We start from the raw sequence: 14,117 nt of genomic DNA on the forward strand, positions 1-14,117 counted from the left end.
AAACAGAACATATGAAAGATGTGATTATTGTGGGTGGTGGCCTAGTGGGAGGCTTAACCGCGCTTCTATTGGCACAAGGTGGTGTACAAGCAACGGTTTTGGATGCTGCGCCCGTTTTAGATGCAGAAAAAGTCTTAACTGAAAGTAATCCTCGTGTATTGGCATTAAGCCAAGCGACCATTCATTTGCTTAAATTGACTCAGATCTGGGATCAAATTCAGCGTCAAATGCCTTATTCGGGTATGCAAGTTTGGAATAAAAATGGCTATGGTGATATTAATTTTGGACAGGCTTCAGATCAGATTCCATCACCAGAACAAAGCTTAGGTTCAATGGTTGAGCCCAGTATTTTAAATTTAGCCATACAACAAGAAATGCTCAAGACTTTGCAAGATTACCGTACGCAAGTCAAAGTCTCGCGTATCGAGAAAGGAGTTGATTGTTGGATTGTTCAACTGGCTGATGGGACAGAGCTTAAAACGAAATTATTGATCGGTGCGGATGGTGCAAACTCATTTGTTCGTGAGCAAGCTTATATTGACTTAGATGTTCTGGATTATAAACAAGCTGGGTTGACCTGCGCGATTAGAACGGCTCAACTGAATAACTACGTGGCGAGACAAATCTTTTTAGAAACAGGGCCATTGGCTTATTTGCCTATGGCTGGATTGAAATCAGAAGAGAATGGTTATTGGCAATCTATTGTCTGGACATTACCAGACGACTATGCCGAAGAGTATGTGGGATTAGATGATACGTCATTTTGTCAGCTATTGACGCGTGAAAGTCATCATATGTTGGGTGAAGTTCTTGAAGCGACACCAAGAGCCATGTTCCCTTTGAAAGCACGTGCTGCACAACGTTATGTCGCACCAGGATTGGCTTTAATAGGTGATGCTGCGCATGTCATCCATCCTTTGGCGGGACAAGGGGTAAATATTGGATGCTTAGATGCTGCAATTTTATCTGACATTCTGCTCAAAGACTTAGCGCGTGGTGTTTGGGCACATGAGCAAAGTTTAAAACGCTATGAGCATGCGCGTAAAATTCAAAATGATGCCATGATGCATAGCATGTCAGCGATTGGATGGTTAGAGACTACAGCATTATTTCCATTCGTTTGGGCACGCAATGAAGGTTTGAAGCAGGTGGATAAAAGTCCGATTCTAAAAGACCTCTTTATGCAGCAGGCTAATGGATTGAGTGTCTTAAAAAATACACGTTATGCATTGTTGTAAAAGATGTGACAAAATTCAGCCAATCGCTCATATTTTTTTACGAATTTGATTAAAATATATACAATTTTATTGGGGTAGACTCTAGTTTTCAGTTTCATAGCTTGCTACATTTCTCATTAAATCAGACCGTATTTTGTCGGCTAGTTATTCATGTCATTGTTGGGGAGTTTAATATGACAGATTCAAGCGATTATGATGATAATGAAGATAACGCAGTTGATGATGATGAATCACAAGCTGCTGAAAAAGGCGCAGTCGTTAGTGATTCTACCGTTTCTGATGCAGATGTAGCTGAAGCCGAAACATTGACTGTAACTGCTAAATTAAGACAACGTTTAACATTGGAAGAAGAACTTGCTGCATTTCTAGCACGTGGTGGCAAAATTCAAGAAGTTCCACCCGATGAAAGTGCACGTGATTAATTGATCATGCCTTCTGAGTTGAGCATAAATGAGCACTACCATTGAGGTGGTGTTTTTTTATGGACGATTATTCAGTTTCGAACAAAGCGGATAGATGAAGAAAAACAGGATGGTTAAAATAAAGGTGTTGATAATTAAAGCACCCCATTATTTTTAATAATATCAGGCGGTGAATGCATCGCGCCAAGAAAAGAATAAGATGACTGTAATACAAGAATAATGGCTGAAAATACAGCCGTTTTTATAGGCGCTTTTAAACCAAATTACATTATTCGAGCAATATGACAAAAAATAAAAAATGGTGAAAAATAGCGCAAGCAAATAATATGTAGCTGATGTTCGAGTATCGTATTTCGCCAGAAATATAATGAGGGTAAGGCTAAAAACCTGTAAGCAAAATGTGTAATAACCCGAATATTCAAATAAAATTGAAAAGATAAATAGTGGACATTGTTTTCATAAGCATTATTTCTGAATCATTTTTATGATGTCTTTTATAAATTAAAGTTAATTTATTAGCCACAAATAATAGCTAAAATTACCTTCTCCGTGTGGAAGAAGGTAAGGATGAGGAAATACTAATGATGAGGAAATACTAATGATGAGTTTGTTGAGTAAAAATTACTTATGCATTCGACTGATTTTGTTTGCAAACTAAGCTTTATCTGTTAATTCCAAAGCACGTTGATAGGCGATTTTCTTTTTGATACCCGTGAGATCCGCCGCCAACTGAGAGGCAGCTTTTACAGATAAATCTTGTAGTAAACGTAATAACAACTTATCTAAATCTTCCTGTTCCATGTCTTTTTCTTCGGTTACACCGGCAATGACCAGAACAATTTCACCTTTTTGCTGATTACGATCATTTTCAATAAACAGTTTCAATTCACCCAAAGTCATTTTCTTAATCGTTTCAAAGGTTTTGGTGATTTCACGCGCAAAACCAACATCACGATCCGCACCAAATACATTGGCCATATCGGTTACTGAATCTAAAATACGGTGTGGTGCTTCATAAATGATCATGGTGTGGGTGCGTGCTTTCAACTTTTCCAATTGAATCAAGCGTTGTGTTTGTTTAGAGGAGAGGAAACCTTCAAAGCTAAAATGATCACTCGGTAAACCCACAGCACTGAGTGCTGCAATCGCTGCACATGCACCAGGCACGGGTGTCACACGAATACCATGCTCTTGAGCAGCACGAACCAGTTTGAATCCAGGGTCACTGATGAGTGGCGTGCCAGCATCACTGACCAGAGCAACATTATTGCCATTTTTTAATTTTTCAATGATTATATCAATTTTGTTACTTTCATTATGATCATGACATGCTGTCAACGGAGTTGAGATATTATAGTGTCTTAATAATAGAGCAGATTGACGTGTATCTTCTGCAGCTATAATAGAAACGGACTTTAGAATCTCAATAGCACGAAAAGTCATGTCGTCTAAGTGCCCAATTGGGGTCGCTACAACAAATAACTGAGCACTCATAAGGTTTCTCCATGTTGGATAAGTTAAATATAAAAAACGGATTGTTGTGCTTTGGATTAATGGGAATCATGTTCCAAGCCAAAGCAGAAGTATTGGTTATTTTACCTGAATCAGGACCCATGGCGCGAGCAGGCAACAGTATTAAAATGGGGATAGACGCAGCCCATCAAGCGTCTAAAGCTAATATTCAGCTTAAATATGTAAATTCAGATCAGAAAAGCATCGGTCGTCTGTTAAAAGAGAATTTGACTGCGTCGACTCAATTGGTCATTGGTCCACTAGCAAGAACAGATCTTGAAAATTTATTTAAAGAAAATTTAAAAATTCCAGTATTGGCACTGAATGAAATTAATAAAACTAAGACGAATGTTTGGCAGTATAGTTTATCTAAAGATGATGATGCGAATGCACTGATTCGGGTGATAAATACGGACAAAATTCAGCATTTGTACGTAATACGCGAAAAGGGTTCTGAAAAAGACTCACTGAGTTTTGTGAATGCCTTGTATCAAAAATTTGAAGGTCAGGTTTCCATTGTTGATGAAATTCCACGCCTAAAAAGAAATCAAGGGGTTTTGCTGCTTGGTGGCAATATATGGGTTAATCAACTGCCGAATAAACCAAAAAAATCTATATACGCACAAGCGATATCACTTGAAGATCAGCAATCGATTCCTCAAGGACTGAAATTTTGTGATGTATCCGCACCTCACACACGTCAATGGAAAGAGTTAACTGAGTTAAATTTGAAGAACCCAACCTCCATGGCGTATCAAAGACTGTATGCGTTTGGGGGAGATGCTTGGCATATTGCGGAAAAATTTGTCCTAAACCCTGATCTAAAAAGTTTCAAGTTCAGTGGCAGTACTGGCGAAATCAAAATCGAAAGTCAGCGCGTTGAACGTACTCCGCAGTGTTTTGAGAATAAGCGTAAAGGTTTGGTAGTTTTATAATTGAGCGCATATGATCTGCCTGAACCTCAGCAAAATAAAGCGAAAAAAAGCCGTGAATTGGGTATTTGGGCTGAGCAACATGCCAAACGCTTACTTCAAAATGAAGGATACGAGGTTTTAGCTCAGAATTATCATTCACGGTATGGTGAAATTGACCTTATTGCTGTGCGAGGAGAGGAGCTTATCTTTGTTGAGGTTAAAGCGCGCTCAAAAACTCAAATGGGACAATCCTTCGAGGTCATTACGCCTCAGAAACAGCTCAAGATTTTTAAAACTGCACTCAAATATATACAAGAACATGCTGATCTAGATCGTTTTTATTATCGTTTTGATGTTATTTGTTTTGATTTTAAAAAAGAATTTGCAAAAAATCCACAGCAAACACCTACAAATGTGACTTATGATCTACAGTGGATTGAAAATGCATTTACAATAAATGCAGACTTTATTAATCTGTAAGCTATAAGGTTTTAATCTTTTTAAAATTAAAGAATGTAGAGTTTCATGAGGAGACTTACCGAGTGTTGAGCCGAATTGTTATAACGATGATGTGTGTTGCAAGCTTATCTGGCTGTGCAAGTTTTATTTCGAGTGGAACTGGGGCTGAACCTGTTGGCGTCTCAAGCGGTGTTCGCTCTCTTGGTCAGGTTTTTATCGACTCATCTATTGAACGTACAGCTAAAATCAACTTGTACAAATTGGATGCTCGTTTTAAACAATCTCGTATCAATGTAAATAGCTTTCACAGCAACGTTTTATTGACAGGTCAGGTGCCTGATGTGCATTTGAAACAATTGGCTGAAGATAATCTACGTGCTATGAGTGATGTGAAGACCATCCATAATTATATTACCGTGGGTAATCAGGTCGGTTTTAGTACCATCATGCAGGATGCAACTTCTACCGCTAACACGCGTGGTTTGATCATGAAGGCAGCTGTTGTCTCGGACAGTAAAGTGATGGTGCATACTGAAGATGGCGTCTTGTATGTCATGGGACGTTTAAATACAGCTGAAGAAAACGATTTAATGTCTGTACTTGGGCAAGTCGGCAATGTCACTAAGATCGTGACTTTAATTGATAATGTTGAGCAGGCAAGTAGTTCTCAAGCAGCACTACAATCTTCTTCATTTAGCAGCCCAATGGTGGGTGGTGTTGTTTCTGAAGACGTGACACCTGTAGCGATCGATACTGATATTCCTGAGCCGAGTAATAATGTTCAACCTTAAAATTCAGAACATCAAGCGAACTTTGACTGAAAAAATTAATGATTTAAATTTAAGCTTGAAAGAGTTTAGACCTTATCAATTAGCGAGTCATGCCATGAATGGTTTGACTTCTAATCAAGGTTATAGCGTTCAAAAAAATTTAGCTTATGGTTTAAAATCAAGACAAAGACTCGATTTATACGTTGCTGATCGAACTCACTCCAAAGGTCTTATACTTTTTGTGCATGGTGGGGCTTGGAGTAGTGGAGATAAGTCGGCGTATAAGTTTATAGGTGAAGCCTTTACACGTTATGGCTACGATGTCGCTATTTTAAATTATCATTTAGCACCTGAATTTATTTTTCCAAGTTTTGTGGATGATTTGGCTGAAGCACTGAATTTTTTAGAACAGAAACAGTCGAAGTTAGGTATATCTACCGAAAAAATTGCATTAATGGGGCACTCTGCTGGTGCCTTTAATATTGCGTCTTTACTTTATCATCCAAATACTTTGCACTTCAATCTTAAACAAAACATTAAGTGTTTCATTGGTGTCGCTGGTCCGTATCATTTTGATTATAAAAATGATCCTTTAGCAAAACATGCTTTCGATCAAACCGTACCTTTTGAACAAGTCATGCCGTATTATTTTGTAGAGAATAATCAAATTCAGCATTACCTTTTTGTCGCTGAAAATGATCAGATCGTAAAGCACAGTAACAGCGAAGACTTGTGTAAACAATTAAAAGCACAGGGCGATCATTGTGAGGTGATTCATATCCCAGCAACGGGGCATATCACCATCATGGGAAGTGTCTCAAGTTTGTTCAGCCGATTCTTCCAAACCAGAAAAGAAATGCTTCGTGCCTTGGATCAATCGTTCAATACCAAATAACTTGAGAAAGACCTGAATAAAGATAGAAATGGAAAGGGTAAATATTAGACTTCTTTCAAAAGTCATTATTCACATAACATATTCACCATTAGTATTCCTTCATCCTAACCTTCTCCCAAAGGGAGAAGGAATTTTTAAATAGCAATTAATTGCTACTCGATGTTCGTTTTTTGAGTGATGAAAGAGCTTTATTATTTCGGCATTTCTACATTGTGAATAACATGCTGAATCATTGCGTGTGCAATACTTCCAGCAAAAGGAATTTCTGGAAGTTGATCAAATTTAAAAAATGCCGCTTCACTAATTTCCTCTTCTTGTAATACGATTTCACCTGAGTCGTATTCCGCTTTAAAGGCAATCATTAAATTACTCGGGAAAGGCCAAGGTTGACTGGACAAATACTCGATATTTTTCAAATGCAGACCAATTTCTTCAAAGGTTTCACGTTGTACCGCATCTTCCAATGTTTCACCCACTTCAACAAAACCTGCAATTAATCCGTACATACTGGATTTATTTTTTGCATTTTTAGCCAAAAGAATTTCATCATCTCCACGGGTAATGACCGTGATAACGCAGGGTTGAACTCGCGGATATTGATGGTAATTGCAGGCTGGACAGATCATCGCATAGTCACGCGAATGCGCTTCAGTTTCAGTGCCACAATGACTACAAAACTTATGATTACGACGCCATTCTAATAGTTGAACAGCACGGCTGGCTTGTTCAAATTGAACGCGTGTCCACTGGGTGATTAATTGACGAATGGGCACTAACTGTAAGCCTTCAGGAATTGCCTCTTCAATGTGTAAATCACGGGCAATAACTTGATCACCTGAATTTAACAGGATATCGCTGGAGAGTCTTTCAACTTTAGGCAGTTGGAAGTTTTCGTCAACCAAAAGTTGTTGTTGTTTAAAAATATAGGCAAGTGATAGTTCAGACATTATGCAATCGCTTTTAAATTATTACTGCTGTTTAAGGCTACATCGAACATTGAATTGAAAATAGGCTGTCTGGTTTGTAAATTGTCTATGAGCATGTCTGCACTTGCAAGGACATCCAAGAGTTTTTCAACCTGTTGAATGTTGAGTGTGCGTTCTTTCATGATTTCAGTATTCAAAAACTTATAACTGTTCATCAAACTTAAATGGCCTTGTTGTGCATTTAGGAACAACAATGCGCCACTGATTTCTTGCAATTGCTGGGGAAGGGTATTGAGTTGAATAGATTGAGGATCTTCAAGGTATTCAATCAGTTTCACGCTACAATTTTCAATCAATACTTTGGTTTCAGTTAATAATACTTCATGTGCTTCTTCTAGGCGATCTAGCGAGATGCGCATATTGTTTACACCAAACTGAAGTCGGCTTGACGTATAACTACGCTTTAAAATACCAATCGAATTCATCGCCGATAAAATACTATTCATGAGTTGTTGTGCAAATTTGGGATTATTTTGCATATTGGTTTGTGTCAAGTTTTCAGCTTGAAGATTCAGTTCAATATACGCTTCATTTAAATTTAGAACTTTAAATACACTGGCCAGATTAAATAGCTTTGCTTTCATGGATGAGGTTTGTTCAGCAGACATCGCTTGATAGTTAAACTCAATTTCATTACGAATTTGAGTCATTTCTTCTGTAATTAATTTGCTGGCTGTATGTATGGTATTCAAATCAGGGCCAAATAAATGACGACTAAAAATTTGAAGTTGAGTATCCGTTAATATGTCTTCACCGACATTTAATTGTTCACGTATATGCTGTGAAATATCATCCTCTTGACTAATACACACACTCAGCACATTGGCGATGTCTATTAGAGGTGGATTAAAGCGTTCAGGAGATTCAAAAAAATGAGCGATATTATGTTCAACACCGATTAAGGTTCTTAATCTTGCATCTGTTAATGCAAGAATGTCGATTTGATTCAGAGCGACATGAACCAAGTTCCAATATTGTTGACTTGTGGTCTTTGCTGCAAGGTGCGCTAAATAAGTACCCACCAATTTAACGGCTTGTAAATCTAAAGCTGTTTCACTTTGATTAATCATTTTATTTAAACAAATTTTATACAGCTTATGGATATAGACAGTTTTTTCTAATTCAGGTGCAGTGGGAAGCTTAAAGTTGGGTGTCATAAACTCAAGTGAAGAGGCAATCGCTTGACCCTCCTGTGTTAGGGGGTTACCTAAAGCAATTTCGAGATTATTTAAGGTGTCTAAAAGAAATTGAGGCACTCGAACTTCACGAAGACAAATAAACTCGATATATCTTCTCAGCATTGTGGTGCCTTCACTCAACGCAACCACATCTGAGTCTAAAATCTGCTCAGGATTTTGCATGATTTTACGCATTAGATCGGCTGAATATTGCGTTAATTGAGCCAAATGCGGAATGTCGACCAGTAACATCACTTGTGCGCATTGTTCAAGCTGAATCAATGCATCCTCAATACCGAACGGTAAGCGCTTATCCTCAACCAAACTACTGACGGCTAACTCGACTTGTTGTAAGGTGCTATCTACTTCTTTTTTTATAATTAAAAGTGCTGTCGGGTCAAAATGTATTGAGGTTTGATAAGACATGAATCTGCACCTTTCCTAGGTATTAAGTTTTCTTGTAGAGCCCTTAATTATAAATTAACTAGAGGGCTTAATTGTTGTTGAACCAATATAGCTTAACACGATATACATTACAAAAAATCATGTTGAAACAGCTGCTTGTTTTGCAAACATACAGGCTTCACCTTTTTTTTCTTCAAATGCTTTAACCCAATTTTCATGTTGTTCAAGTTCAGCTTCAGAAGCCCAAATGACCGGCAGATCAACTTCAATTTTCTCAACTTTATTCTGTGATTGAGATTGATCACTGTTTGCAGCAAGTGCATCCATATCAAATGAAACTTGTCCACCTGTCATCGCTAGATAAACGTCTGCTAGGATCTCAGCATCGAGTAAGGCACCGTGGAAGGTACGATCACGTTGTGGGACTTCATAGCGGCGAACCAGCGCATCTAGAGAGTTCTTTTGGCCAGGATGTTTGGCTTTCGCCATTGTTAAAGTATCTGTAACTGTACAGACCTCAGAGAGGGCAACAAAACCAGCTCGCTTAAACTCCATATTTAAGAAGTTCATATCAAAGGTTGCGTTGTGTGCAATGATTTCAGAGCCTTTGAGATATTCAAAAAGCGTTTTCGCAATTTCAGCAAATTCTGGTTTGTCTTTTAAGAAGTCATCCGAAATACCGTGAATATTTTCCGAATCACCCACCAGTTTTTTGGGATTAATATAGATGTGAATTGAACTACCGGTAAGTTTACGGTTAATCATTTCAAGTGCACCAACTTCGATGATGCGATCGGTATCTTGAAAATAAAAGCCTGTTGTCTCGGTGTCTAGGATCAGTTGGCGCGGACCTTGTAATTTTAATTTTGCAGGTGTAATGACAATATGTGGATGATCTGAGATCAGGTCACTGTCAGAGGTTTTTGTATCATCTACATTGTTGGTATCTTGAGTATTCATTTTAACGAAATCGGAACTTTGTTCTTGATGCATTTCTGACGCTGTTGATGATGTCGACGTCGTTTTATTTTCGACATTCATAGGCATATCTGCGATTTCAGCAGACGAATGTATGATTTCTGGTGAATTGTGCTCAATATCCACAGATTGTTGATCGTTGTCCATTAATACGTCTGAATTTGACGGATGATGAATTAGTTCATCTTCATCTGAGTCATCTTCGTCCAGTAAATCAAAACCAAAGGGATCATCCAGTAACCAATCTTTATCTACTTTTTTTTTATTGTCTGTCATAACGGTATTGTCTTCTACTACAGTGCTAGAAGCTGTGCCATTTTTAAGGGATAAAGCTGTTTGATCTGCGCCTAAATTGGCAAGATGATCAGCCATTTCATTGCCTGCATGACCGGAATGACCTTTGATCCAATTCCACTCAATGTCGCGATTTTGACAGGTCGCATCTAGCTTTTTCCAAAGATCAGGATTTTTTACATCTTTCCAATTTTTCTTTTTCCAACCCTGAATCCATTCTGTAATGCCGCGTTTTACGTAAATGGAATCCGTCCAAATCACCAGTTTTTGATTCATTGGGCAAAAAGCAATGCCTTCAATAGCTGCAGTCAATTCCATACGATTATTGGTTGTATCGGGTTCGCCACCAAAAAGTTTATGCTCTTCGGTTTCAGTAATGATATATGCACCCCATCCACCAAGACCGGGATTCCCACGGCATGCACCATCTACATATAGCGTAATTTGAGACATAGTTTGAACCAATAATAATGAAATTAGAGTTGAACGACGAGTTCGAAGAATTTATTGTATACGTAAATCACAGTAATCAGTGCTATATGCAGTGTTATAATTCGGTATTTTTTAATTTCTTGTAACATTTATAAGCAAATAGTTCTCATTTAAAGGCTTGTCTAGTTGGAACTCTCCTCTAGAATGTCTGCACAAAATAAATTTATCATATGTTGTCCGGAACCTGTATGTATAAACCAACCACCTCAGTGTGGCAGCCATCTGCATCTTTTTTGTTTAAGTTGTCTATCATTACTTCTGCGATAGCGGGACTCGGTTTAACGACAGGATGTAGCTCAACACCTACGTCGTCGAAAACTCAAAACACCAAACAATTAGGTTTGCTAGATGCCAGCAGTTTGGATTCATTAGAGGATTTACTGTCTGCGACTGACATGCGTGCAGTAGAAGGGGATCGTCTACTGATTTTAAAACATGGTGATGTTTGGAAACGCATGACCGTTGGTTTTAAAATGGATGAAACCAAGTGGGATCCACGAATTGAAGCACAACGTAGTTGGTTTATTACCCGTCAACCTTATTTAGATCGTTTAAGTGCCCGTGCGTCTCGTTATTTATATCATACAGTGAAGGAAGCTGAACGCCGTGGTATGCCAACAGAATTGGCATTATTACCTGTGATTGAAAGTTCTTATGACCCAGCAGCGACAAGTACCGCAGCAGCAGCTGGCATGTGGCAATTCATTCCGAGTACAGGCAAAATCTATGGTTTAAGACAAAACAGTATGTATGATGGTCGTCGTGATGTGGTCGAATCGACGCGCGCTGCATATGAGTTTTTGGGTAGTTTATACAATCAGTTCGGTTCTTGGGAGTTGGCGCTAGCCGCATACAATGCAGGTCCAGGACGTATTCAACAAGCGATTAATCGCAATAAAGCAGCAGGCTTACCGACGGATTATTGGTCGTTAAAATTACCTCAAGAAACCATGAATTATGTACCGCGATTCTTGGCTGTTGCACAAATTATAAAATCACCACATAAATACGGTGTTAATCTTCCGCCTATTGCAAATCGTCCCCATTTTAGAGAAGTCACCGTACCTGCGGGTTCACAATTGAGTCAGATTGCTTCGATTACGGGATTGAGCCGTGCTGAACTGTATCAATTAAATCCCGGGCATCGTGGTGAAATTGTCGATGCTCAAAGTACGCTAAAAATTCTCATTCCAGCAGATTTGAATCCATCTATTGATGCAAAATTAAGAGCTATGAAGCCAAGTGCAGGTGGTTTTTTGGCCAGCACTGTTTCGACGACGCCAAGTCCGACTACAAATACACCTAGCTATAGCGCAACTAAAGTTTCGACGACAACTACACCATCATCAAATACAGCTTCGTCAGCGACGACGTCCACGACATTTGTGAAAGCTAGAACACCTTCGGGTTCTAATGCTTTGGCTGCTTTTGCATCGTCATCGGTTGTACCAAGTGCACCGAGAATTCCTGTTGCAGTCACACCTGCTGCAAATGTTCAACAGGTATCGACTGAACCTAAGCTCACGGAAGAAGAGCGCGCTAAAGTCTTAGCGAGTTTAAATCCACCTGCAACCACGATAACCACAAAGATCACACCAGCGATTTCAACAGTCACGACGCCAAGCGCTACAGGAACGACATCAACCACGATAACCGCGACTACGCCAACAGCATCAACGACTACCCCAATAACAACGACTACAACTTTAACAACGCCGACTGCTACGCCAGCCGCTACGATATCAACAGAAATAGCCTCAGTTGTCGTAGAGGATGAAAGCAATCCAGATCTCCAAGCGACGCAGGCAGAAAAAGAAGAAGTCGTGAGAGAGATTACTGCAATTGCACCTCAAGGTACGGAAATTGTTGATCCATTGGATGGGAAAATTAAATTAACAGCCATTCAAACCAGTCAATCTACTGCTGCTGAGAAAGGACAGGAACTTAAAGTCGGTTTTTCTTATCCAAAATCTGTAGCAGAAAATACAGGCGCCAACTCTGACGAAGCAAAGTTAAACAGCGATAAATCATATTTAAAAACTGATAATGATTTTGTGGTGGTACCACCGAAAGGTAAACGAAGTACTTACTCCGTGTTACCAGGTGATACGCTTGCTGTGATAGCCATGAAGAATGGTTTGAACTGGCGTGATATCGCGAAATGGAATCAAATTGATCCGAACGCGACGCTTTTTGTTGGAGCGAGCTTATATTTATATGATGCTAAACCTGTCGCTGATAAAAAAGTTGAGGAAAAGCCAACATCTTATGTGGTCAAACCCAATGACAGCTTAAGTGCTGTGGCAGATCAATTTAATTTATCGATTCAACAATTGGCAGACTTTAATAATTTAAGTACCACTAGCAATTTAATGGTTGGACAAAAATTATCATTGATTGAAAGCAATACTAAAAAGTCCGATAAAACTAAAAATACAGATAACAAAGCCGCATCTAAAGCCGCTAATATTAAAACTAAAGTGTATACCGTCAAACGTGGTGAATATCTCAAACTCATCGCAGATCGTTTTGCGCTTTCAAATCAAGAGTTGGCATCTTTAACGCCTGAATTGAAATCAGACAGCAGCCTGTTTGTTGGGCAAAAAATTAATGTTCCTCTTGAAGATGTTAATAGCAAGGCGACAGAATCTACTCAAAAAGTTGAAAGCTCGTCAACTTCGTCAAAGTCAAAAAGTGATGTTAAAACAGAAAGCTATAAAGTAGAGCGTGGCGATACTCTTTATAGTATTGCGATGAAGTCTAAAATGACTTTAGGCGAACTGGCTGAGTTAAATGGCCTGTCAACGAATAAAGCACTGATGGCAGGTCAAACGATTCAAGTTCCTGATGGTGTGAGTACGCCAAGTATTTATACCGTGCAGTCAGGTGATAGTTTGCATGCCGTAGCAGGTAAATATAATCTGCCAGTCAGCCAAATTGCCAATTTGAACGGTTTAAGCACTTCTGCAGGCTTATCTGTGGGTCAGAAACTTAAACTATCGGGTGAGCCTGAAGCTCAAGCATCGAGTCAAGTTAAATCCTCAGTGAAGGATTCAGATCAAACATCTAGTGCTGATGCCAGTACGCATGTGGTGGGCGCAGGGGAAACGCTTGCGAGTATTGCGCGTAAATATAAATTGCAATTGAAATATTTGACTGAACTGAATGATCTATCCAATAACTCAAATTTACGCGTTGGACAACGTTTAAAAATTGACGGTGATATCGTTAATAAAACGTCAAACTCTGCGACGAATAATGTTAAATCGAAAAATACGGAAACATATTCAGTTAAAGCGGGTGAATCGCTAAATGTCATTGCTTCACGTATAGGTTTAACGGTTAAAGAATTGGCAGATTTAAATGATTTAACGCCGCGTTCTGGCTTGCAACGTGGACAAACATTACAAATTCCGAAAACGATTGTGGAATACAAGATTCGGAGTGGGGATTCATTGCATCGTATTGCATCACGCTATGGGATAGAAACCAGTCAACTGGCTGAAATGAATGATCTGAAAATTAATGCGCCACTTCAAATAGGTGATACGATTAAAGTTCCAAATTTATAATA

10 protein-coding genes and 2 pseudogenes are annotated in these 14,117 nt (G+C 38.9%); 8 read left to right on the top strand and 4 right to left on the bottom strand.

Annotated elements, in window-relative coordinates; all coding sequences use genetic code 11:
- Positions 1-11: 11 nt before the first annotated feature.
- Entirely contained in the window at positions 12-1,238 is a 1,227-nt protein-coding gene (locus V5M36_RS05440; protein WP_338564053.1) for an FAD-dependent monooxygenase, read from the top strand.
- Between the two features lie 173 nt (positions 1,239-1,411).
- A complete protein-coding gene (locus V5M36_RS05445; RefSeq protein ID WP_338562823.1) occupies positions 1,412-1,660 on the top strand; it encodes a hypothetical protein in 249 nt (82 codons plus the stop codon).
- 654 nt (positions 1,661-2,314) lie between these two features.
- Here V5M36_RS05445 and rsmI read toward each other — a convergent pair.
- On the bottom strand, positions 2,315-3,154 hold the full coding sequence (gene rsmI, locus V5M36_RS05450; protein ID WP_338562825.1) for a 16S rRNA (cytidine(1402)-2'-O)-methyltransferase: 840 nt from the start codon (positions 3,152-3,154) through the stop codon (positions 2,315-2,317).
- A gap of 11 nt (positions 3,155-3,165) precedes the next feature.
- Between rsmI and V5M36_RS05455 the strand changes: the two genes are divergently transcribed.
- From V5M36_RS05455 to V5M36_RS05470, 4 genes are all read left to right on the top strand, one after another.
- Positions 3,166-4,107 (top strand): penicillin-binding protein activator, encoded by a 942-nt coding sequence (locus tag V5M36_RS05455; RefSeq protein WP_338562827.1) that lies wholly within the window; start codon positions 3,166-3,168, stop codon positions 4,105-4,107.
- Entirely contained in the window at positions 4,108-4,566 is a 459-nt protein-coding gene (locus tag V5M36_RS05460) for a YraN family protein (protein ID WP_338562829.1), read from the top strand.
- Positions 4,567-4,628: 62 nt separating this feature from the next.
- On the top strand, positions 4,629-5,336 hold the full coding sequence (locus tag V5M36_RS05465; RefSeq protein WP_338562832.1) for a BON domain-containing protein: 708 nt from the start codon (positions 4,629-4,631) through the stop codon (positions 5,334-5,336).
- Complete coding sequence (locus tag V5M36_RS05470; protein WP_338562836.1) at positions 5,323-6,210, top strand: alpha/beta hydrolase; 888 nt, start codon at positions 5,323-5,325, stop codon at positions 6,208-6,210. The genes V5M36_RS05465 and V5M36_RS05470 overlap by 14 nt, the downstream gene beginning before the upstream one ends.
- 191 nt (positions 6,211-6,401) lie before the next feature.
- Here the strand turns inward: V5M36_RS05470 and nudC are convergent, their stop codons facing one another.
- From nudC to dnaQ, 3 genes are all read right to left on the bottom strand, one after another.
- Positions 6,402-7,157 (bottom strand): NAD(+) diphosphatase, encoded by a 756-nt coding sequence (nudC, locus tag V5M36_RS05475; protein ID WP_338562838.1) that lies wholly within the window; start codon positions 7,155-7,157, stop codon positions 6,402-6,404.
- Complete coding sequence (locus V5M36_RS05480) at positions 7,157-8,800, bottom strand: chemotaxis protein (protein WP_338562840.1); 1,644 nt, start codon at positions 8,798-8,800, stop codon at positions 7,157-7,159. The genes nudC and V5M36_RS05480 overlap by 1 nt, the downstream gene beginning before the upstream one ends.
- A 117-nt stretch (positions 8,801-8,917) precedes the next feature.
- Positions 8,918-10,504 (bottom strand): DNA polymerase III subunit epsilon, encoded by a 1,587-nt coding sequence (gene dnaQ / locus V5M36_RS05485; protein ID WP_338562842.1) that lies wholly within the window; start codon positions 10,502-10,504, stop codon positions 8,918-8,920.
- 227 nt (positions 10,505-10,731) lie between these two features.
- On the opposite strand from dnaQ, the pseudogene V5M36_RS16035 reads away from it, so the two are divergent.
- Together V5M36_RS16035 and V5M36_RS16040 are read left to right on the top strand one after the other, a co-directional pair.
- Positions 10,732-11,782: pseudogene (locus tag V5M36_RS16035) on the top strand (transglycosylase SLT domain-containing protein); the annotation flags it as partial.
- Positions 11,783-11,928: 146 nt separating this feature from the next.
- A pseudogene (locus V5M36_RS16040) lies at positions 11,929-14,115 on the top strand (LysM peptidoglycan-binding domain-containing protein); the annotation flags it as partial.
- Between the last annotated feature and the right edge of the window lie 2 nt (positions 14,116-14,117).

The organism is Acinetobacter sp. KS-LM10, assembly GCF_036896575.1.
In the GTDB taxonomy this organism is placed as follows: Bacteria; Pseudomonadota; Gammaproteobacteria; order Pseudomonadales; family Moraxellaceae; genus Acinetobacter; species Acinetobacter avistercoris.

What these genes read in the sequence shown, in the direction of transcription:
- V5M36_RS05440 (WP_338564053.1), top strand. Translation starts at nt 12, where the DNA reads ATGAAAGATGTGATTATTGTGGGTGGTGGCCTAGTGGGAGGCTTAACC.
- V5M36_RS05445 (WP_338562823.1), top strand. Translation starts at nt 1,412, where the DNA reads ATGACAGATTCAAGCGATTATGATGATAATGAAGATAACGCAGTTGAT.
- rsmI (WP_338562825.1), bottom strand. Translation starts at nt 3,154, where the DNA reads ATGAGTGCTCAGTTATTTGTTGTAGCGACCCCAATTGGGCACTTAGAC.
- V5M36_RS05455 (WP_338562827.1), top strand. Translation starts at nt 3,166, where the DNA reads ATGTTGGATAAGTTAAATATAAAAAACGGATTGTTGTGCTTTGGATTA.
- V5M36_RS05470 (WP_338562836.1), top strand. Translation starts at nt 5,323, where the DNA reads ATGTTCAACCTTAAAATTCAGAACATCAAGCGAACTTTGACTGAAAAA.
- nudC (WP_338562838.1), bottom strand. Translation starts at nt 7,157, where the DNA reads ATGTCTGAACTATCACTTGCCTATATTTTTAAACAACAACAACTTTTG.
- V5M36_RS05480 (WP_338562840.1), bottom strand. Translation starts at nt 8,800, where the DNA reads ATGTCTTATCAAACCTCAATACATTTTGACCCGACAGCACTTTTAATT.
- dnaQ (WP_338562842.1), bottom strand. Translation starts at nt 10,504, where the DNA reads ATGTCTCAAATTACGCTATATGTAGATGGTGCATGCCGTGGGAATCCC.